Source organism: Catenovulum maritimum, assembly GCF_001050375.1.
In the GTDB taxonomy this organism is placed as follows: domain Bacteria; phylum Pseudomonadota; class Gammaproteobacteria; order Enterobacterales; family Alteromonadaceae; genus Catenovulum; species Catenovulum maritimum.
Genome location: NZ_KQ130482.1, coordinates 636,755 through 658,913, shown reverse-complemented (window position 1 = coordinate 658,913; position 22,159 = coordinate 636,755). Strand labels below are relative to the sequence as shown.

At 37.7% G+C, this 22,159-nt stretch carries 15 protein-coding genes and 2 pseudogenes; 10 read left to right on the top strand and 7 right to left on the bottom strand.

Annotated elements, in window-relative coordinates; all coding sequences use genetic code 11:
• The 4 genes and pseudogenes from XM47_RS02270 to XM47_RS19495 all read right to left on the bottom strand — a co-directional run.
• Positions 1-594: a hypothetical protein gene (locus XM47_RS02270; protein ID WP_048688951.1), complete on the bottom strand. Its 594-nt coding sequence runs from the start codon at positions 592-594 to the stop codon at positions 1-3.
• A 9-nt stretch (positions 595-603) separates the two neighbouring features.
• Positions 604-900, bottom strand: coding sequence for a hypothetical protein (locus XM47_RS02265; protein WP_048688948.1), 297 nt, complete (start codon positions 898-900; stop codon positions 604-606).
• A gap of 171 nt (positions 901-1,071) precedes the next feature.
• Positions 1,072-1,239, bottom strand: a pseudogene (locus XM47_RS19315) (IS3 family transposase); the annotation flags it as partial.
• 18 nt (positions 1,240-1,257) lie between these two features.
• Positions 1,258-1,449, bottom strand: a pseudogene (locus XM47_RS19495) (DUF7010 family protein); the annotation flags it as partial.
• Between the two features lie 416 nt (positions 1,450-1,865).
• Here XM47_RS19495 and XM47_RS02255 point away from each other — a divergent pair.
• The 3 genes from XM47_RS02255 (at position 1,866) to XM47_RS02245 (ending at position 8,263) form a co-directional block, all read left to right on the top strand.
• A complete protein-coding gene (locus XM47_RS02255; RefSeq protein WP_245623403.1) occupies positions 1,866-3,752 on the top strand; it encodes a CRTAC1 family protein in 1,887 nt (628 codons plus the stop codon).
• 457 nt (positions 3,753-4,209) lie between these two features.
• The gene (locus XM47_RS02250; protein WP_048688942.1) at positions 4,210-6,612 is read left to right on the top strand and encodes a hypothetical protein; all 2,403 of its coding nucleotides are present in this window, start codon (positions 4,210-4,212) and stop codon (positions 6,610-6,612) included.
• A gap of 304 nt (positions 6,613-6,916) precedes the next feature.
• Positions 6,917-8,263, top strand: coding sequence for an alginate lyase family protein (locus XM47_RS02245; RefSeq protein ID WP_048688940.1), 1,347 nt, complete (start codon positions 6,917-6,919; stop codon positions 8,261-8,263).
• A 126-nt stretch (positions 8,264-8,389) separates the two neighbouring features.
• Here XM47_RS02245 and XM47_RS02240 read toward each other — a convergent pair whose 3' ends face one another.
• From XM47_RS02240 to XM47_RS02230, 3 genes are all read right to left on the bottom strand, one after another.
• The gene (locus XM47_RS02240; RefSeq protein WP_048688938.1) at positions 8,390-8,680 is read right to left on the bottom strand and encodes a hypothetical protein; all 291 of its coding nucleotides are present in this window, start codon (positions 8,678-8,680) and stop codon (positions 8,390-8,392) included.
• Between the two features lie 251 nt (positions 8,681-8,931).
• Positions 8,932-9,978, bottom strand: coding sequence for a methionine synthase (locus XM47_RS02235; protein ID WP_048688935.1), 1,047 nt, complete (start codon positions 9,976-9,978; stop codon positions 8,932-8,934).
• 85 nt (positions 9,979-10,063) lie between these two features.
• On the bottom strand, positions 10,064-11,044 hold the full coding sequence (locus XM47_RS02230) for a DUF1852 domain-containing protein (protein WP_048688932.1): 981 nt from the start codon (positions 11,042-11,044) through the stop codon (positions 10,064-10,066).
• Positions 11,045-11,287: 243 nt separating this feature from the next.
• Here XM47_RS02230 and XM47_RS02225 point away from each other — a divergent pair, with 243 nt between their 5' ends.
• The 7 genes from XM47_RS02225 (at position 11,288) to XM47_RS02200 (ending at position 22,096) form a co-directional block, all read left to right on the top strand.
• Positions 11,288-12,094, top strand: coding sequence for a sulfite exporter TauE/SafE family protein (locus XM47_RS02225; RefSeq protein WP_048688929.1), 807 nt, complete (start codon positions 11,288-11,290; stop codon positions 12,092-12,094).
• Positions 12,095-12,740: 646 nt separating this feature from the next.
• Entirely contained in the window at positions 12,741-15,080 is a 2,340-nt protein-coding gene (locus XM47_RS02220; protein ID WP_078061808.1) for an agarase, read from the top strand.
• Between the two features lie 381 nt (positions 15,081-15,461).
• A complete protein-coding gene (locus tag XM47_RS02215; RefSeq protein WP_048688925.1) occupies positions 15,462-16,025 on the top strand; it encodes an RNA polymerase sigma factor in 564 nt (187 codons plus the stop codon).
• Positions 16,022-17,923, top strand: a complete 1,902-nt coding sequence (locus XM47_RS02210; protein ID WP_048688922.1) for a hypothetical protein — start codon at positions 16,022-16,024, stop codon at positions 17,921-17,923. Before XM47_RS02215 ends, XM47_RS02210 begins: the two co-directional genes overlap by 4 nt.
• Before the next feature lie 160 nt (positions 17,924-18,083).
• Positions 18,084-18,332 carry a hypothetical protein gene (locus tag XM47_RS19310; protein ID WP_245623402.1) on the top strand — a complete coding sequence of 83 codons (249 nt, stop codon included), beginning with the start codon at positions 18,084-18,086 and terminating at the stop codon, positions 18,330-18,332.
• A gap of 44 nt (positions 18,333-18,376) precedes the next feature.
• The gene (locus tag XM47_RS02205; protein ID WP_245623401.1) at positions 18,377-20,011 is read left to right on the top strand and encodes a sulfatase-like hydrolase/transferase; all 1,635 of its coding nucleotides are present in this window, start codon (positions 18,377-18,379) and stop codon (positions 20,009-20,011) included.
• Between the two features lie 153 nt (positions 20,012-20,164).
• The gene (locus XM47_RS02200) at positions 20,165-22,096 is read left to right on the top strand and encodes a sulfatase-like hydrolase/transferase (RefSeq protein WP_048688919.1); all 1,932 of its coding nucleotides are present in this window, start codon (positions 20,165-20,167) and stop codon (positions 22,094-22,096) included.
• Positions 22,097-22,159: the final 63 nt, after the last annotated feature.

The following is a 22,159-nucleotide window of genomic DNA, read 5'->3' as shown; positions in this document are numbered from 1 at the left end:
CTAAGAAACGGCAGCTACAACACCTTTTAGTTGATTTATCAAGTTAGGTTGAGGATGAACTTGAATATCATCATGGATTTTCAATACAATCGCTTTGATAACACTGCTCGTGCTTTTGATATGAGTTTTACTTCTTAAAGTAGCCAACTCATCTCGCAGGATTGAGCTCTTTAAAGATATTCGTTTATCACTTTTCCCAGCCGCAAGATTGCTTTTCAAATAAGTTTTCAATTCATCTGTCGGCATAGCTTCATGAGACAGCATGTGAACATAATATTTAATCAGCGCATTTGAAAAATCAGGTTGAGCGCCCAACTCTGCACAGGCATTATTTAACATATCAACAAAATGTGCTGGCACTTTAGACTCAATCGGCTTTCGGGTTGCACGTAATTGTTTGTTTATTAACGGTGCTGATTGCTGGGGAATGAGTATCACTTCGTTACATTTGTTACATACCCCTGCCAGTATATTTGTTGCGATGCCACTACCGTCGTTAAAAGGTACATTCCTTAATTGAAAAGTAACATTTTCAACCGATTGGCAAGACTCGCAGATTGCTTTTTGTGAATCACCTACTTTAAAAATATTCATAGCAGTACCTTAATTATGCACACTAATAAAAATGCTATTTGGCTCAACATAGTACCATTTGATATACCAACTTTCGTTTTGGTATGTAGTTTTGATAATGTGTACATCAATGGATTTAATCATGTGGTGTGGACTACACTCATAATTATTCCCACGAGCCTTTTTAACAATATCTGTCACCACGCTTACAGATATTTGTCCCGTTTCTAATAAATTTTTGACATCAATATTATTTCGCGCTTGGTGTAATATTTTTCCTTCAGCCAAGCATTCGAGCAATTGTTTTTTTACGTCTTTAAAACCCATTTGAAACCTTTTTATATAATTGTACGAAAATTAGCGTACCTTTAAAGTTTATCACACTCAATACTCGTTGAGTATTAACTTTTATCATCTGCTTCAAATAAACTATTATGGTCTAATGCTGATGGATGAGTTTGACTGTACACTTGCTTGAGCTTCATCCTAGTGTTCTAGTCAACTCCAGCCGGACACTTTCCTTAAAGAATTTTCACACTCTACTGGTGACTGATCGTTATTAGCTGAATGCAACCTTTCCAGATTGTAATACTTCATATATTCAGCAACATCACTTTTCATTTGCTCACGCGTCGGTTGTGGAACTTTTAATAACCAGTTCAGTTTGCCGCTGTAACCTAATAATTTACAGATTAAAACGGATAATGGGAATATCACCATTCCACCAAAAATGAGGGTGCCTATACCCGCATTAGCTTGGTAAAAAAATGCAATTAATCCGGCGACCAGCCAAACTGTTCCTGAACAAATAATTCCAGGTACGCCATAAAAATAGGCCTTGTTCATATCTTGTTGAGCTTGCTTAAATGAATCCATTCTAACCCTTCGTAATATTGTTGTTTGGAATCGTCATGACTAGGCCATTAATGTAATTAAGAAACATTCAAGATGAGCGCGAATCACAACTTTAGTTGTTAATTAACTTAGCATGTAAAAATTCAAAAAAATACATGGATTCAGTAGTAACTGGAACAAGTATATTTCAGTTTTAGATTTACCTAACTTACAACCTTAGCATTAAACATTCTTTTTAAACCTCAGAATTAACGCCCTAAATATATAGCTAGATCCTCTAAACTTTGTATGAAAACGACATAGTGTATATTGAAATTTACACAATTTTTACTCTCAAGATGAGATTTTACTTATGCACTTGAATAAATAATCTGTTAACTTACACTTAACCAAACATAATACCTTTGCATTAAAAATACATTAAGGGTGATCATCAAATGATTAAATCAACGAGATTAAGCACTTTATTATTAAGTCTTGTTTGTAGCTCGGCTATAGTCAGTTGCGTAAGTAATAACCAGAATCAAATCAACGACGAGAATTCATCTCTTTTTGTAAAAACTGAAGGGGTCATTCCATTCACTAAAGAAATGCAACGCAAATGGGGGGCAGCTGTCGTAGCTGATTTAGATTTAAACGGCTGGGAAGACGTCATTACAACCCAGCATGGTACCAATGCCCTAATTTATTGGAATGAAGGCGGCCAGTTTACTGACCCAACAGTACTGATCAATGGCGATACTCATGGCTTAGCCGTATCAGATTACGATGGCGACGGTAAAGTTAACATCATTGTTGCGCAAGGTGGCGGTGATGGTGGTAATCCAAGACGTCCTGTCTACTTTTCAGTTGATCAAGACAGAAAGATAACGCGGTTAGGCACATTTGACCATTTCACACCAAGCCGAGGTCGCTCAGTAAAGTTTGTCGAAGCTAACAATGACGAAAAATTAGACTTATTTGCCACAGGTTACGCACCTAAAAAAGCAAAAGAACTCACTACCAACCAACTATATTTAAATAACGGTACAACATTTACAGATCCGCACACATTGCGTAAAGCCAATGATCCATTATCGATGAAAGCGCTGACCACAGATATAAATAACGATGGAATTATCGATATTTTTACCTTTGGCGGCAAAGACTTAACACTTTCCATTGGTTTAGGAGCGGGAAAATATAAAGATTCAACCACCGAGTTGTTAGGTGAGCTAGCAAAAACTAAACATGTCAATAATATTACTGACATTGACTATGACAACGATGGTGATTTTGATTTATTTTTTGTTCGAAGCCCTTACCAATTTGAAGAGGAAGCTTATTACGACCCTATCAATAAAAACTTAGCTTTTTTTGCTTTTCGCGATAAATTCAATTTTGAAAACATTAATATAGAAGGCAATGAGTTAATTATTGAAAATATCCAAGAAACTTATGCAACCTATGATATCCAGTTAGGTAAAAACCGCACCGTGGTAACACCTGAGCGAAAAGAAAAATACACTGGCGGCAAGTTAGTTATCAAATCTGAAGAGGCACAAGGTTGGCCCGAAGGAGAAACACTTAAGGGCATGCACATTGGTTATATGGGCGACGGTACATGGCGTATCGGAGGTTATGTAAAATCTCGCCTGAGTGCTGTTGTTAAAAACGTTATATCGCAACCAGAAGAACTAAGACGTAAGCCTTTACCTGCTATGTTATTAGAAAATCAAAATGGTCAATTTGTTGATGTGACCAAAGCAATGGGGATTAACATCAGTGAGCAAACGGTAAGTGCTACTGCAGCAGATTTTAATAACGATGGCTATATAGATTTAGCCATTTCACCATATGGCAATATGGCACTACCTGTTGAACACTTTGTATTAATTAATAATGCTGGGAAAAGCTTTACTAAACACGCTAATGCTGGATTAATCTCGGACGAAATTGGAGCCACAGGTGTAGGTATAAGTACAATAGATTACAACCACGATGGTCGAATGGATATTATATTTGGTAACGAACGTGGTCGTTGGTATTTGGCTAAAAACCAACTGAGCGAACGAGAGCTTGGTAATTATTTAACGGTAAAAGTAACAGCATCGCCTGATAAACACGCTCAACCGATAGGTGCACGCGTTACTATTTCAGCTTGCGGAATACAACAGACTCAACTGGTTGGTGCCAGTGGTGATGGTTTTCATCATATGCTAAATAATCGAATGCACTTTGGTATTGGTCGTTGTGATAAAGCTGACAGTGTGCAAATCACTTGGGCAAATGGCGAACAAAAAATCATTAAGAATGTTAAAGCTGGGGCGAGTGTTTCAAGCTAATTTGACTAAAATCAAAACAATGACTGGCTAGTTAAGCCCCATTACCTAGGGTGTGTTGATCTTTTGAGTACAATTTTTCAGCAAACATCAACACACCCCAGTATCTCTTTTTCCCGAAATAAATAATTCCTCTGCTGAATTGGGCAAATACAATTTGTTACCTCCTAAAATTCAGCCAAATTAACTAGCATAGAAGATACAAGCAAACTCTCTAGTCTATATTTAAACTAAATAAAACCTGTTTACCTATGGCACATCAGCTCAAGAAGAAAAACATAAAACCCTTCATATTTATGCAATTTACATTCATTAAAAGACATAAAAATCTTTAAATCATCTCATTTTACTGAGGCAAAAAGATACGAACTCGCAAACGAACATTGTAAACAATGAACAATTAAATTAACATGTATACACATAGTCACAATTTTTTTACAAAGTAATCAGGTAATTTGATATGTATACCTCAACCACTAAATATACAAAACTAGCAAGTTTAATTATTTTAGCTTTATCTCTTTCTGCATGTGGGGGAGCATCCGTTGATACTGACACAGATAGCCCAACGACCCCACCAGATAAAACTGACACAACACCTAATGCTTTCAGCTTTACCGATCAAACAAGCGTCGCTTTAGCGTCTAAAATAATTTCCGCTCCCATTACCATTAGTGGCATTGACACAAAAACAGATATCGAAATAACCGGTGGTGAATATTCAATTAACAACGGCCCTTTTACTTCGACTAAAGGTCAAGTAGAAAATAATCAAATCATCCGAGTTCGTTTAACAAGCTCAAACGATTATAACAATGCAACCCTAGCTAAACTGACAATTGGTGGCGTTTCAGATAACTTTGATGTGACGACTTTGACATTCCCGGGTGTGCAAGTTGATATAAATTTAGATACCAAACACAGCATAAATGGCTTTGAAACATTCGATAGACAAAAATACATCACCATACATGCAACCCATATTGAGCCTGATTGGGGTGAAAATGACAGCCATAGTGCAAACGCTGCCAATAAAGATCCTGATTTAATGCTGAACTTCGTCAATAACTATGATGTTTACTTTGGTCGTGAAACCGGTAGTAATAAATGGCATTTACGTAATGTCGCAGAAGACGCTAACAAAGCAGGTTTTGTCGACGAAGCATTGGTGGCTAAAAGAGGCGGTGATACCAAATGGGCATATAGTAACAATGTCAAAAAACTGAACCAAGATGGTAGAGCCGAAGAAGCTCGTGGTACAGATATTATCATTGGTGCGCAACAACACCCATATTGGCCTGAAGGTACGCTAATCAACCCAGTAAATGCTAATAACACAAACTGGGCATTTTCAACTACAGATACAAACGATGAACCATTGGGGACAGCGACAGGTCATTATTTAGCCCATTACCTAGCTAAATTCTTCAAACAAAGCGGTGACACTCAAGGTCAACCAAAACCAAAGTATTTTGAGGTAATGAACGAACCGCTATATGACCTCACCACAGTTAGAAGCGGCTCTAATAGAGTCGATCCAGCAACTGTTTACGAATTCCATAATACTGTGGCCGCCGAGATTAAAAAATTACCAGAAAATAGTGACATATTAGTTGGCGGTTACACTGTTGCCTTCCCTGATTTTGATAAAGATAACTTCCAACGCTGGTTTGACCGTGATAAGCAGTTTATTGATATTGCCGGCAGCAATATGGATTTCTATTCAATCCACCTATACGACTTCCCTTGTTTTCAAAATAGCGAACGCTATCGCAAAGGTTCAAACGCAGAAGCTACCATGGATATGATGGAACACTATAGCCTAATAGCAACAGGTACAATGAAGCCTTATGTCATATCCGAATACGGTGCGGCAATTCATTGCTTAAACAAAGAAGGTTGGAGCCCAAGACGCAACACATACCAGCTACGAGCAGCTAATTCCATGCTAGTGCAATTTTTAGAACGTCCTGACGTAATTGCTAAATCAATTCCATTCTTTGTAGTAAAAGCAGAATGGGGCCGTAATGATTTTCCGTATGGTCCTCGCTTAATGATTCAAGAATTTGAAAGAACCGGTGATACTAGCCAAAAAGACTGGGTATATTCTGACATTGTTATGTTTTATCAACTATGGTCTGATGTAAATGGAACTCGAGTTGAAACTAAGTCATCGAATTTAGACATTCAAGTAGATTCATATGTTAATGGTAAAAAAGCCTATGTCATTCTAAATAACTTGGAATTCAACGATGTAGACGTAAAATTAAATACGCTAGGCTTAAACGGTAACCAAGTTTCCGCTGTAAAAATAAAACATCTAAAAACATTAGATGGTGCTGATTTAGAAACTAGTTTAATAACGACTGAAAGCCAAACATTGCCAAATGTTGTTTCTCTAGGCGCTGAAGCGACTATGATAATCGAAGTCAGCTACACACAAGATGTTCAAATTTCAGAAGAAATCCAAGAGAAAAAATATTACGCCACCGACTATTTAAAAACAATCGAAGCCAATAAAGAAATCGAATACACAATCAATGATGTTGTTATTGGTAACCAAGGTGAAGCTGTATTAAGAATCGCTGTAGGTCGTGATCACGGTATGTCATTAACACCAACGGTAAAAGTTAACGGTACACAAATCACAGTACCAACTAATTTCAGAGGCTACGACCAAAAACAAGGTTCTACTTTAACTGGACGCGTAAACTTTTTCGGTGTGTTAGAAATACCTGTCGACTACTCGTTATTACAAGCGTCGAATAAAGTCAGTCTAACTTTTGCAGACACTGGTGGCCGAGTTGCTAGTGCTAGCTTGCAAGTATTTAATGGTAGCAAAACCTTAGTCCGAAGTTTTTAATATCCAGTCACAATAATAGCTGTAAGCTGAGGACTTCCCTCCTCGGCTTACAGTGTAAAAACCATCCTAAACTCCTCAGAATTTAATCTCGATTTTTATATAAAGACTCTAATTCATTCCAATCAATTTCCATGGTTACTAATTTAGCTCTAGTTTATTGGTTATTTATGAGTGACTAGCCTTTTTTGATACTCATAATGTTAAATTTATAATCGACATCACTCATACTTGTTAATTTAATTAAACATTTAGTCCAGTTTAATTTATTATCTATTTACATTTAACATTTATTTTAGGTTTAGTTATGCCAATGATGCGTACATCATTACTTGCTTCGATCTTAGGTTTGACAATTGGGATTAGTGGCTGCCAACAGACAGTAAAAGACTCACAATCAGCTGTTTCGCCAACTTCAACAAATAAATCTAGCTTAGTTTATCTTGATTCTAATTGGCTAGATAATAGCTATCAAGATTATGTTCAAGGCGAGCCTGTCCGGCAATTAGTGGTTAAGCGCTTAATATCACATGCAGATGAAGCACTTACTAAAGGGCCTTATTCTGTTATGGATAAATCGCACACACCGCCAAGCGGAGATAAACACGATTACATTAGCATCGGCCCATACTGGTGGCCTGATCCGACTAAAGCAGATGGCTTACCTTGGATTAAACGCGATGGCAAAGTAAATCCAACCAGTTCGACGGGTGGCACAGATAAAACGATCATGAATGAAATGCTATTTCAAATTAGTGATTTAACATTAGCCTACTATTATACAAAAGATGAAAAATACGCTAAACATGCAGCCCTTCATATCAAAAATTGGTTTTTAAACCCTGGAACCCGTATGAATCCCTCACTCACTTTTGGTCAAGCAGTGCCAGGTAAAAGTGATGGTCGTATCTATGGTGTAATTGAAACGCGTTGGTTTATTAGATTAATTGATGAAGTAACACTATTAACCAACTCAGCGCACTTTTCTCAGCAGGACGAACTGAAGTTTAAAGCATGGGTAAGTGATTATCTTAATTGGTTACTGACAAATGAATTAGGCCAAGGCGCTTGTGATGCTCATAATAACCATGGCACCTATTGCGAAGCTCAAGTCGCAGCCTATGCGCTTTATACAGGTAACAAAAAATTAGCGAAAGAATATGTCGAGCGAATCTTTAAACACAGATTAAGCAAACAGGTTGAACCATCCGGTGCGCAACCAGATGAGTTAGCACGCACTCGGCCTCTCCACTACTCAGTGTTCAATTTAGAAGCTTACTATTTCGCTGCACTGATCGCTGATAAACTAGGCTTAGATTATTGGCAATATAAAATCGATAACGGTGTCAGCTTAAAAACAGCAATCGACTTTTTACTACCAGCGATAAAAAAAGAAGGTTATTGGGCAAATGTTAAAGATAAAAAGATGCGCCGCGGCCGTTTATACTATTTCTTACAATATGCTTATCAACGCTATGGTGATGATAAATACGCACAAGCAATTGAAGATTTAATGCCACTAATCATTAAAGAAGACCGCAGTGAACTCGCACAGTGTTTTTTAATTATGCCAAAACCTGATAGCTTCACACTAGCGCTATACAAACAAATAGATCCTAACGGCGATAAATCAAAATACCGTTGTTATTACTAACAATTAACGGGTCGTATCAGTAGATACGACCCCGACTATCTAAACCTATTCGCCTCAACACTAAATATCAAACTACCATCTGCTAGGCGTTCCACTAGCGAGACTTTACGAATTCGGTAAGATCCGCTACGAGCAGAGGCTGTAAAATTCGTCTTGCCGGTGCTTCCGTAAACCTATTTTATGTAATAACCATTTGCAAGGAAAAAGCATATCAAGCAACTCACCTTCTGAATGAATGCATTTTTCAATATGGCCTAGCTTTTTCAAATCTATTCCATAGTTGTCGATAAGGTCGAAATATAATTCATCAAAATCATCACCATTAAGCTCTAAATCAATAACAATGGAATCAGACTCGACAATATTCTTCTTAATCGAGTGTTTGCTCAAAATTGAAATTAACTTGTCTGAGTTCATCTTTACAACGTTTAACCGTGACTGTTCAAAGCTTTAATTCGCTAGCATATGGTGCCAACACAAGCGAATAAAATATGCTAAAGATAGCTGAAATATAATCAAGAGTAAAAATTCCAAATTAATCGAGGTGATAGTTACAAACTGCTACCGCCCTATCCCTAACTCACTTTAGATTAAAGAACTATATTAGGCTAATCCTTTAATCTCTGTTTTAACTTGAACCCGAATTACTCACTCTGGTCACCTTAAAACTAAGCAAGTGTCAGCTTTAGTTCATTTCGGACAATGGCTGCGCCTGCGCTTAACGCTTTAAGTTTTCCTCTCGCGATTTCGCGAGATAATGGCGCCATACCACAATTGGTACTTGGGTAGAGTTTATCTGCATCGACAAACTTTAGTGCTTTTCGTAAAGTATTGGCGACTTGCTCCGGCGTTTCAATCAGATTAGACGCAACATCTATCGCACCTACCATGACTTTTTTGCCACGAATTAACTCAATTAAGTCCATAGGAACATGAGAGTTGTGGCATTCTAGAGAAATGATATCCAGATTCGATTGCTGAAGTTTAGGAAACGCTTGCTCGTACTGTCGCCACTCAGAGCCTAAAGTTTTCTTCCAATCTGTATTAGCTTTGATGCCATAACCATAACAGATATGTACCGCAGTTTCGCATTTCAGCCCCTCTATTGCCCGCTCTAAACAGGCAATTCCCCAGTCGTTTACTTCATCAAAAAACACATTAAATGCTGGTTCATCAAATTGGATAATATCTACACCAGCAGCTTCTAATTCTTTAGCTTCTTGATTTAGAATTTTGGCAAATTCCCATGCTAATTTTTCACGACTCTTAAAGTGATCATCATATAAGGTATCTATCATTGTCATTGGACCAGGCAAAGCCCATTTGATCGGTCGATCGGTTTGTTGACGTAAAAATTTAGCACTCTCTACAAACACAGGTTTTTCACGGCTAACGGCGCCCACAACTGTCGGCACGCTAGCATCATACCTGTCTCTAATTTTAACTGTTTTACGTTTTTCAAAATCAACGCCTGTTAAATGCTCTATAAAAGTAGTTACAAAATGCTGACGCGTTTGCTCACCATCACTGACAATATCAATATTTGCATGTACTTGTTCTTGTAACGCAACTCTTAGTGCATCTTGTTTACCTTCGTTTAAAGCTTCATCTTGTAATTTCCAAGGTGACCAAAGTTTCTCAGGTTCAGCGAGCCAACTCGGTTTTGGCAGGCTACCAGCAGTTGAAGTGGGTAATAATGTTTTAAATTTTGTCATAATAAGTTCTTTTCTCTATACGGCTATTGGTTGAGCTAGGTTTTTCGCTGCGTTTTTATTGTGAAATACAGACAGGGTCTGGTAGTTACAGTGCATAGTTAGCGGACCAGCTTTCTAGCAGCCTGCGATATGGCTTCATAAAATTTTCTTCAGCAAATTTACCTTGCTCGATAGCCAAGCGACTACGCTCATCTCTGTCATAATTAATTTGAGTGAGAGAATGATCTTGGTTTTTTAAATTAGGCTGATAACACCTGCCGGCAATGGCATTTGCATTGTATATTTCAGGTCGATAGATTTTTTGAAATGTTTCCATAGTGCTGATAGTGCCAATCAGCTCTAAATTAGTGTAATCAGTCAATAAGTCGCCAATAAAATAAAATGCCAAAGGTGCTACGCTATTTGGTGGCATAAAGTAACGCACATCTAAACCCATTTTGGTGAAATAAAGCTCAGTTAATGAGGATTCGTTTGGCTTATATTCAACCCCTAAAACAGGGTGCTGATTCTCTGTTCTGTGATAAATTTTGTTATCCGAAACACTCAGGCAGATCACTGGTGGTTTGGCGAAGTTCTCTTTATAAGACGTTGAATTTAAGAATGATTGAAACATTTTTCCATGTAATTCACCAAAGTTATCCGGAATACTAAATTGTGTTTGGCTCTTGTTGTGATCGAGCAAACGCACACTAAAATCGTAATCACGAACATAAGAAGAAAAGTTATTACCAACAATCCCATCCGTTCGTTTACCTGAGACATGATCAATAATATTGGTTTTTAAAATTTCAATCGTTGGGAAAGTTTCGCCTTTACCCTCAACATCGATATCAACATGAATAATTTCAAGTTCAATAGAATAACGATCTGCTTTTGGATTATCCCAAGGGGCTAATGCATTAAATCTATTATTAATCATGCTTAATGCTTTGGATAAATTTTGTTGGCGGCTTTCTCCGCGCGCTAAATTAGCAAAATTAGTAGTAATACGGGTATTATCCGATGGTTGATAATTTTCATCGAAACTAACGCGCTTAATGGTATAAGTGAAATCTGTGTTATTCATGTCTTGGCATCCGTTTAAGATAATAAAAGCGTAACAAGTTAAAACTTGAATTTAATGAGTGCTCTTTTCAAGATGACCATTTGGATTTCATCCTAACTAAGAGCGATGTGTAATTTATACGCCTAACTCTAGATGAATAAAATCGAGTTTATTTCAAACCCATCATGAATTAAATTCAACTTAAGCCTAATTTAAACCGTTAAGCTAACGGCAGTTTTAACAAAATATTGGAAAGGTCATTGAATGAATGAGTTGGGGTTGTTGATTTTAAGCTGCGCTATATTAGGCAGTGCAGTTGGTTTTTTAGCTGGATTATTAGGTATAGGTGGCGGCTTAGTTATTGTGCCTATACTCAGTATTATTTTACTAGAGTTTGAAGTTTTGCCCGCGGATTTAGTGGTTGTCACGGCTATTGCAACCTCACTCGCCTCTATCTTATTTACGTCAACCTCTTCGGCCATAGCGCATCATAAAAACGAAAATGTGCCATGGAATATTGCGCCATGGATTATGACTGGGGTAGCAATTGGCGCCCTTATCAGTGGCTTTATGGCGGCTTTGTTACCAGAAAAAATTGTTCGTTGGGTCTTTGTGATTAGCGTATTACTGATAGGCCTAAAAATGCTGCTTGGTACTAAAAGTACAAATACCACAGATCGACCAATGCCAAATAAAGGCCTATTAACCCTTTTAACCTCTATTATAGGTAGTTTAGCGGCTATGATAGGTATAGGTGGCGGCGCCTTACTAGTTCCTTTGTTAACGTATTTTTCGATCGACATGAAAAAAGCCATTGGCTGCGCTGCTGCTTGTGGCATCGTTATCGCTTTGTTTGGCTCCGTTGGCTACATCAGCACTGGCAATAAACATTTAAATTTAGCAGAGGGTTTCGCTGGCTTTGTTTATCTTCCCGCTTTATTTGGTATTGTCTGTACCTCTTGGTTTACTGCGCCTTTAGGGGCAAAAGCCACTCAATATTTGCCCGTTTCCATCATTAAGAAAATATTCGCTATTTTGTTATTCGCTATGGCTGCAAATATGCTTAGATAAATTAAGTTAGACATTAAACGAAGAATTATGAAAGCTATAAACTATTTAGGCGATCTAGATCGCTTAAATAACCATACATCGAGTTGAGGTTAAATAGCTTTCGGCTTCACTAGTATATCTTTTGTTGTACCGTGAAGATATTCGCTACAAATGATTTTGTCACTTTAATAGATAAAGCCTCTAGGTTCTAGGAGCAGACTTAAACATAAGATACTTCTGATAAGTGCCCTTCACGCCGTGACATTTTATTCATTCCTATGACATAACACCTTCCGCCTTTAAATCATCAATCTCAATGCCCAGTTTGTTTATCATTGCTTATATCTCTGCTTATCACTGACAACTATATAGCTAACGGCTAACAATATTATCTATGCCTGCAAGGGTCTGCTTACAATTAATTTAACTTTTCCATAAAACATCAAAAAATTCAGATAACAAATATACTTAACCTATTTTAAAACAAATAGATAAAATTTTTACAACACAACCAAGAAAAATTGTTTACAATGAACACTTAACAAAAAGGGTTAATGAAAAGTAAATGTATCCTTTAGGTGTTTGTAAATGATTTTACAAACAGCATAGCTAGGAAGTTATCAATCCCTAATAAATTTAAAACAAAATAGATTAAATGAGGTCCAAAATGCGTAAACTTCCCATTGCAGCCGTTTTGTCTGCAATACTGCTAACAGCTTGTGACAATAATAGTTCACAAACTCAAAATCCAGCATTAACAACCGACACACCACTTGCGGTTATTTGGAATGGTTCTAAAAGCAGCGGTGTTGAAATTGCTAATTGGGGTGCCCAAACTCAACTAGAAGACAAATCTGTTAAGGTCAGCTATCAGAGCGACCACTACCGTCCTTCTGTGAAATTTCATCCGGAAAAACCTTGGGATTGGTCCAAATTTGATGAATTTAACTTAGCCGTTGATATTAAAAATTTATCCAATGAGTCCATCCAAGTCTATTTATCATTAACGGATGAAGCCGGTGTTAAAGAAGATATGGAAATTACTGGTAGCCGAGCGCGTTCTTTAAATAGAACCGCAAATTTAGCCGCTGGTGAACAAGGTACATACTTTTCAATAATTAAAGGTAAGTTTAACGACACCAATGCAGGTGTACGTGAAAAACCATATCCTTGGAAAACAGATGAAGAAATGTTTGTTACCCGTTTCGGTAAAAAGCTCGATTTGAGTCGCATTACTGAAGTCGCACTTTTTGTTAGGGGTAACTTACATGACAAACAAATAGAAGTTTCAAATTTAAGGTTGCGTAAGAATCCCGAATACGATGATAGTTATCTCCTAGGTTTAGCGGATGAGTTTGGTCAAAATGCTAAACAAGATTTTCCAATAAAAGTTTCATCTGTCGAAGAACTAAAGCAAGTGGCTAACAAAGAGTTAGCAGAGTTAGCTCAAGGCGGGCTAATGGCTAATCGCTCTAAATACGGCGGCTGGAAAGATGGTCCTAAACTGAAAGCGACTGGTTATTTTAGAACTGAGAAAATTGATGGCCGTTGGTGGATGGTTGATCCAGAAGGACATATATTCTTCTCACACGGTCCGGCTAATGTACGCATGGCTAATTTAACAACTTTAACCGGTGTTGATTTTAAAGATGATTCAGTTCGTTATATTGACCCAAGTCGTGTAACGCCAGAAGATTCAATGGGCATAGTAGAAGTTTCTGATGAAGTCAGAAAAACACGTTATATTGCGTCTGATTTACGTAATGATATGTTTAACTGGTTGCCAAGTTATGACAACCCTATGGCTAAACACTATAGCTACCGCCGTGAAGTACACAAAGGGCCATTAACTTCAGGTGAAACCTTTAGTTTTTATCGAGCAAATTTAGAAAGACGCTACGGTGAAAATTTTGAAGAAACTTGGCAACAAGTCACCTTGGATCGTATGAACAATTGGGGTTTTACCTCTTTTGGTAACTGGGTTGATCCAGCATTTTATCCTAACGAGCAAGTGCCATATTTTGCCAATGGTTGGATTATTGGTGATTTTAAAACCCTAAAATCTGAACACGACGTTTGGGCGCCACTTCCAGATCCTTTCGATCCTGAGTTTGTCCGACGCGCAAAAATTACGATTGATGTCATCGCTGAAGAAATCAAAGGTTCACCTTGGTGTGCAGGTATTTTCGTCGATAATGAAAAAAGCTGGGGATTACCAGAAGGTACAGTTGAACAAAAATATGGGGTGATTTTAGCAACATTAACCGTTAACAACGCTGACAGCCCTGCTAAAACTTTCTTCACAGATTACTTAAAAGGTAAATATGGAGACATTAAAAAGCTAAACTCAGCTTGGAATTTTAAAGCTGAAAACTGGGCTAGTATTGAACAAGGTGTGCATTTAGAAGCGCCGTTCTCAACTGAAGCCGTTGCTGATTTATCTTACATGCTTGAAGCCTTGTCAGATCGTTACTTTAAAGTGGTCCACGATACCTTAGCTGAAGCTTTGCCAAACCATTTATATATGGGCGCACGTATGGCGAACTTTGGTATGCCAAAAGAGACGATTAAAGCCTCGGTTAAATACTCTGATGTATTGTCATTCAATATTTATGAAGAAGGTGTACAGCCTGAAGAATGGGGCTTTTTAACCGAGTTTGACTTACCTGTTGCGATTGGTGAATTCCATATTGGTTCAACAACCGATACTGGTGTATTCCATGCAGGCTTAGTACAAGCTCACGACCATAAAGACAGAGCACAAATGTATTTAGATTACATTACCAGTGTTGCTGCTCACCCTAATATGGTTGGTGCGCATTGGTTCCAGTATATAGACTCGCCACTGACAGGCCGAGCATTTGATGGCGAACCATACAATGTTGGTTTTGTATCTAGTACTGACATTCCATACCCTGAAATGGTAGATGCAATTAAATCATTTATGTCGACTGTGTATGAAAAACGCTTTAAAGGCGAATTCGATGCTCCTGCTTACAAAAAATAGTTAAGTAAGGTTTTTCGTAAAACTTAAGCCCAAAAAATCCTATTATAAGCAACTGCTTGTATAGGATTTTTTTGGTTCAACATCTAGCGCTAAATCAATATAAATTGCGAGTATCAGAGCTATCAAAGACAGTTCAATTTAAGGCGTATCATTGCACAAATGTAAGCAACTTTTAAGATGATACACCACAGAAGTTAGCTGTCTGTGAAGCTCCTGAAATAATTGTAAAAACTTAAAAATTAGTCTGCCACTTACATCATGGATTGAAGTTATTTGATTATTTGCATAATAGTTAAAAATAAATGTGTCAAAACCCAATTTTTTTACCAATATAAATGTTAAACACGAACAAATTTCTCAAATTGTCGATTGGGGTGGTCTTTGAATTCGGACGATGAAAGAAAAACAATTGCTAAGGCACAAAACGGAGATAATGCAGCTTTCGCACAAATTATTATGAAATATCAAGATGATGTCAGAGCTTTTTTAGCCGTGCGAATGCAACACATAATTGATGCCGACGATTTAGCGCAAGAGGCTTTTATCATTGCGCATAGAAAACTAAAAGACTTTGATAACAGCAGAGCATTTAGTCCTTGGATAAAAGGTATAGCATTAAATCAATTAAAAGATTTTTACCGTCGTTCTAACGCCCACTTAAATTCTGATATCAGTGATTTTGAAGAGATTTTATCTGATGAAATTGAAAATAAACTAAGCAATCAAGATGAAAACTCAATGTTAGTAGCGCTCGAACAATGTTTAGAAAAAGTAGATGATAAATTTCATAAATTGATTAAGCAGCATTATACAGAAGGCTACACAGTAGATGAGCTAACAAAAATACATCAGGTGAAGCATTCCGCAATGACAATGCGCTTGCATAGAATACGCGAAAAATTACGCAACTGTATAGATAAACGTCTAACCGGGACAATGGCATGAACAAGTACCAAGACGAACTTTTAGCTCGCTTTATTGCAGGTGAAGATAATAGAGCTGAACTGCGACACGAATGGTCAAAAGATCCCGAGTTTAAACAAAGGTCAGCGCGTCAGGTACTAACCCATAGACTAATGCAATTAAAACTCAAAGACGATAATGCTAACGCTTTTGCCGATGGCATAATGGAGCGCATCAAGTTAGAACAAAATAACCCCGAACAAACCACTTCTGATAATGTTAGTCAGATTAATCCAAGTGATCGCGATAACAACAAACAACAAAAGAAACATTATTGGTTTGAAGCTATATCCGTTGCAGCCAGTCTTTTATTATGTACATTAGTATTTTTTACAGATACAGAAACCGCTCAAGCGTTTGCAACTGTACAATATACTAAAACATCCGGTGATTCGGAATTATCAGATATAGAAACATTTCAATTATCTCCGGGTCCTTTTCAAATGCTCAGTGGTAAAGCACATATACAATTTACCAATGGCAATAAAATTACAGCAAGTTCACCAACGCACCTGAACATTCATGATGTACAGCGTATAGAGATTATTCAGGGGCAATTAACCATTGATTTAGCCGCAAAATCGTCAGAGTTTTACATTAGTACTGCAAACGGAAATTATGTCGTTGCACAAGTAACAGATGATCAAAATTCAACTTTAGCTGCTACTGATACAACCGATTTCACACCTATTTATCGTCAGCCCAATTTGCCTTTTTCTTTAACGATTAACGCCCAAGGGTTAGTTGAAACATCAGCTTCACTGGACGGCACACATAAGCGAGCTAGCAATGAAACGCAAAGGTTCAAAAGCAAAACAATAGTACCTTCAGGGCATGCATTACCACAAGAAGCAAAACCTAGAGAAGAAACAAACAAACTGACGCCAGTAAATATAGTTAGTGGCCTTAATATGGGTTTTGAAACAGGGGATTTAACCCACTGGTTAATAGACGTAACGAGTTTAGGCTATGCCGAAGTTAAACCTGAAGCGGCTAAATCAGGAAATTATGGCTTGCACATAAGCACGATGGACTCAGGCCCGGTGTTTATAAAAATAAAACATTCCTATTTACCTGCCGGTTTTGTCAAAAAGCATAAACAATATAAACTCAGTTACGACATTAAACGCCTTACGGACAATGCTGAATCCGCCATAGGCTACACCCGGTTTAACAACAGTTTTAACGCTAAGTATCAAACAACAGCGCATGGCCCATGGTTTAGAATGCCAAAAGACAATACATGGCAACACCATGAAAAAGTAATCCATGGTCAAGATTGGCCAGATACACATACCTTCGTAGAAATTGCGTTTTGGACTCCTAACGAAGAATGGTATTTAGATAACGTTGAGCTGATAGAAATATTGCCGACTGAAAACTTTATCAAAGAGCAAACCAGAGGATTTGAAGACGGTGTATTAGGTACAGGCTTAACAATACAGCGCGAAATAGGCCAAGAAAATTTTGCCATATTACAAGTAACAGAAGAAGCTGCCATAGAAGGGAACTATGGTTTATATGCCAACAGCACAACGGGTGAAATGCATATAAAATTTACCAGCGATGCTTTTAAAACGAATAAACTCAATAATAAAACGGATTATTTATTTGCTTACGATTTGCGAGTGATAGAAGGCAAAGCAGCGCTCAGGCAAGTACCCAGTACAGGTGGTATTTATTACACCCCAGAATGGGCAGGCTACGGTTATCAACGTGGTATTTATTGGGTAGATGATGATGGCCTAATTAGAGTGCGAATTGAAATACCTGCAGAAAAAATACCAGAAAACGGAAAATTCGAGATGAAAATATTAATGAAAGAAGGTGCTGTCGTTCATTTCGATAACTTTGAGTTGTCCGCTATACCAAGCGAATAGGTAGCTAAAACATAACTGGTAAATAGCCCTTGCCAGTTATGTTCTCCAAATACTTATTACTCCTCTCAAAATAATTGTAAACAAAATACAATTATTTGTGTCAATTTTTTGTTTTATGACCAATAAGTAAATATAGACAATAAACTAAGAGAAAATAACTATGAAGTTGAGTTTACTTTCGAGTCAAACCTGGTTGGCAGCATGTTTAATTCCATTAACGTTAGCAAGTTGTAGCGCCCCAAGCACTCACCAAGCACCTATCGCATACAAAAAGATTTTTAAGCCTCAGAAAGAGTCCGCTAAATTTAAGTCGCAACCAAATATACTCTGGATTATTACCGACGACCAACGTCCCGATTCAGTCAGCTATTATAACCAATTAGTTTATGGACAAAAAATAGCCCATTAGGTTATGTCGAATCTCCTAATATTGATAAGTTAGCCTCTGAAGGCGTGTTTTATACCAATGCTTTTAACCAAGCACCAGTATGTGGACCTTCTCGCGGTTCAATGTTATCAGGCCGCTATCCGTTTAGAAACGGCCATTATGCTTTCGAATTAACTCATCAAAATCCTGACTTTATCAAACCAACCGTATCACAATCGGTTCGCGAATTGGGTTATCAAACCGCAACTTTTGGTAAAGAAGACAGCTATATATTTAAATGGGGCCCAGGGCAAGGTTTCAATGATGCTAACTTATACGACTACCAAGTTCATTTTAAACATGACTTACAAAAAAATGGTAAAGGCGATCTCTTTACCAAAGTTTTATACGATTGGAATAAACAACCTAATAAACAAGGTACAGTTGAAACTGTTTTGTACCCAGATGGACGCAAAAAACAATATTTCCTTGAAAGACATAAAGCGGAATTAACTCAACAAGATTTAACGGCTATTGAAAGCGTAAACCAAGAGTTTGACATACTGCGTGCTTATACACGTGGCAATAAAAATTTAATTTTGGGCGGTGTCAATCCGCAACCTGCAGGTGAAACCGTTGATGCCTACATAGTTAAAGAATTTAAACACTATTTAGCCAACGCCAATAAAAATTTCAAAACCACTTGGGGAAAAGATGCTAAAGGTGCAGATACCAGCAAACCTCAATTTTTAAACTTAGGTTTCCACCTACCTCATACACCCGTTTTACCGCCAAAATCATTTAGAGATAGATTTAAAAATAAGGTCTATGACATTCCTAAATTTGAAAAATCAGAGCTTAATAAATTACCCGAACAACTTCGTCGGATTTACACAGCAGGTAAAATTGATGAAATGACCTATGAACAAAAACAACAAGCTATTCAAGATTATTACGCCTTTACTGCATATGGCGATGCTCTCATTGGTGAAGCAGTCGATGCATTTAAAAAGTATAGTATTGAAAACAATCAAGAATACTTAATTGTATTTGCAATTGGGGATCACAGTTGGCATTTAGGTGAACAAGGTATGGAAGCTAAATTTGGACCATGGAAGCAATCTGTCGCTAATGCCATTTTAGTTGTTTCATCGGACAAAAGCATAGTACCGGCAGGCGGAGTATATAAAGATTTAGTCGAGTTTGTCGACTTTGCACCAACCATTTTAACAGCCGCAGGTGACGATGTTTATCAAGAGAAGTATAGCTACCTAGATGGCTTAAACTTGTTTGACGTGTACAGCGAAAATTTACCCAAACGAGACTATATTTTAGGTGAAGTTAATGTAATTTCTGGCCCTAGAGCTTATTTACATACAGACAGGTTTAGGTTTTCTATGCGTACCCGACCTTTCAACAATTGGGTCAATGAAAAGCAGCTAGGTAAAGATTTAAAATGGGCATTAGTTGCACCGGCCAAAAAAGTGGAAATGAGCCTGTACGATCTAGCCAAAGATCCACTTGAGCGTAACAATCTAGCATACGATGAAGAATATAAAGCACTTGCAGGCTGGTTTAGACAAAAACTCGGCAACATAGTATTAGGTGACGGCCGTGCAGAAGCCGACTGGTCAAAAGCGAACAGCTATCACATCAGTAATTTTGCTAAAGGTGCGGATGATAAAACATTGAATATTCCAGCTGATTTAATTCCGAAGTAATCATTTGTCTTTAGCAATTGATTGGCGAGCTGCCTTCGGTTACTCGCCAATCAATTAATCCCACTAAATATTTAAACCAAGCTGCATTTACTTCATTAAATAATTTTAATTTAGTGCGGCAGGTAAATTAACTAACAAAGCGTAAAACTAACAATGACAAATAATTTTAAGACCAAAATAAAATGGAGCATATGTGCAAGTTCACTTTTAGGCGTAGGCTTAATATCCTGTGTCAGCACAAATACCCCAGCCGTTAATGAATACAGCATTTCTTCTGACCGAGTTGCCATGAATGCGGCAAAAGCATTACCCCAAAATAAAATTAAACCTAACATATTATGGATTTTAACTGATGACCAACGCGCCGACTCAGTCGCCGCTGTAAACTTAGCCCTGCGTGGTACAAAAGAAAGTGAACTGGGTTATGTCGAGTCACCAAATTTAGATGCATTAGCCGCCGAAGGCGTATTATTTCCGCTCGCTTATAACCAATCGCCAGGCTGTTCGCCTTCTCGTTATTCTATGGCGACTGGCCAGTATCCGCATCATAGCGGTCGATATGGTTTTGAATATTCGCATAAACAAAATGACACGGCTAAGCCAACTATTCCCGAAGTTTTACGCGCAAATGGTTACCAAACCATGTTAGCAGGTAAAGCAGGTTTACGGATAAAAAGTGCACCCGAACAAGGCAGTTCACCGTTAATCTACGATTATGAAGTTGAACGTTATGCCTTAGAACGAGCTGGAATTGGCGATTGGGGAAAACAGTCAACTTACAATTGGGAAGTGAGCAACAAACCAATAAAGATCACTGAAAACTTATATTTTCCAGATGGTACGATAGATTCATTTGAATACTTTAAAGATGGTCAGTACACCACTGAGCCAAATCCGATAGATAAAAAATTAGATATTATTCGTTCTTATACGCGCAGTTCTCAAACGTTAATTTTGGCAGGCGAAAGTCCAATGCCAGAAGATAAGACTTTAGATGGTAAAATTTTACAGGCTTTTCAAAATTACCTAAATAACGCTAATAAATCTTACAGCTCAATGTTAGGTGACAAAATTGAAGGGCCAAAAGATGATAAGCCTGTGATGATCAGTCTAAGTTTTCATTTTCCACACACGCCTGTATTACCGCCTAAATCGTTTCAAGATCGTTTCGAAAAACTCCCGTATAAACTCCCAGAGTTTTCTAAAGACGAATTAAAAAAATTGCCTAAGCAGTTAGTTAAGATCTACAAAAATATGAAAACAGACGGCATGACACCTGCTGAGAAGTTACGCATGGTGCAAGACTACTATGCTTTCACTGCCTATGGCGATTCATTAATTGGTAAAGCGATAAAAGACTTTAAAGCATACAACCAGAGAGTAAATCGACCTTATTTAATTATTGCAACAGTTGGCGACCACGGCTGGCACTTAGGTGAACAAGGGATCTCTGCCAAGTTTTCACCATGGAATAAATCTGGACATGGCGCCATGATAGTCATGGACTCATCCGGTGAATATTTTCCAAAAAATACCATACACAGCGACTTTGTCGAGTATGTTGATATTGCACCGACTATATATGCGGCCGCAGGCATTGATGTCAAAAAAGACAATGCCTACTTAGATGGTTTTAACCTCGCTGAAGTGATTCGTAAACCCGAATTGAAACGAGATTATGTATTGGGTGAAATGAATCAAATTGTCGGTGATCGAGTTTACTTACGCTCAAAACGTTTTGGCTTTTCAATGAAAATTCGCCCATTCATGGGAAAACCAGGCGAAACGCACGAAGCGGGTCAAGACATTATGTGGGCCGTCAATGCGTCAGATAAAGAAGCAGAAATGGCACTCTATGATATGCAATGTGATCCGCATGAGCGCAACAATCTAGCTTACGCATCAGCATATAAGGCAATAACGAAAGTTTTACGTACAAAAGCTCAAAATATTTTTTTAGGGGACAATCGTTTAGAAGTAAACTGGAAAGAGCCTAACGTCTCAAATGTAACAAGCTTTGCTGTAGGCGCACATAATCGCAACTTAGCAGAATTAGATGGCTTAGCGATTCCAACTTGTAAGTAATTAGCCGAGTTCGATAAACACAGCTAAAGCTAGCCATAACCTTGGTCAGGATAAAATCAAAAT

What these genes read in the sequence shown, in the direction of transcription:
- XM47_RS02270 (WP_048688951.1), bottom strand. Translation starts at nt 594, where the DNA reads ATGAATATTTTTAAAGTAGGTGATTCACAAAAAGCAATCTGCGAGTCT.
- XM47_RS02265 (WP_048688948.1), bottom strand. Translation starts at nt 900, where the DNA reads ATGGGTTTTAAAGACGTAAAAAAACAATTGCTCGAATGCTTGGCTGAA.
- XM47_RS02255 (WP_245623403.1), top strand. Translation starts at nt 1,866, where the DNA reads ATGATTAAATCAACGAGATTAAGCACTTTATTATTAAGTCTTGTTTGT.
- XM47_RS02250 (WP_048688942.1), top strand. Translation starts at nt 4,210, where the DNA reads ATGTATACCTCAACCACTAAATATACAAAACTAGCAAGTTTAATTATT.
- XM47_RS02245 (WP_048688940.1), top strand. Translation starts at nt 6,917, where the DNA reads ATGCCAATGATGCGTACATCATTACTTGCTTCGATCTTAGGTTTGACA.
- XM47_RS02240 (WP_048688938.1), bottom strand. Translation starts at nt 8,680, where the DNA reads ATGAACTCAGACAAGTTAATTTCAATTTTGAGCAAACACTCGATTAAG.
- XM47_RS02235 (WP_048688935.1), bottom strand. Translation starts at nt 9,978, where the DNA reads ATGACAAAATTTAAAACATTATTACCCACTTCAACTGCTGGTAGCCTG.
- XM47_RS02230 (WP_048688932.1), bottom strand. Translation starts at nt 11,044, where the DNA reads ATGAATAACACAGATTTCACTTATACCATTAAGCGCGTTAGTTTCGAT.
- XM47_RS02225 (WP_048688929.1), top strand. Translation starts at nt 11,288, where the DNA reads ATGAATGAGTTGGGGTTGTTGATTTTAAGCTGCGCTATATTAGGCAGT.
- XM47_RS02220 (WP_078061808.1), top strand. Translation starts at nt 12,741, where the DNA reads ATGCGTAAACTTCCCATTGCAGCCGTTTTGTCTGCAATACTGCTAACA.
- XM47_RS02210 (WP_048688922.1), top strand. Translation starts at nt 16,022, where the DNA reads ATGAACAAGTACCAAGACGAACTTTTAGCTCGCTTTATTGCAGGTGAA.
- XM47_RS19310 (WP_245623402.1), top strand. Translation starts at nt 18,084, where the DNA reads ATGAAGTTGAGTTTACTTTCGAGTCAAACCTGGTTGGCAGCATGTTTA.
- XM47_RS02200 (WP_048688919.1), top strand. Translation starts at nt 20,165, where the DNA reads ATGACAAATAATTTTAAGACCAAAATAAAATGGAGCATATGTGCAAGT.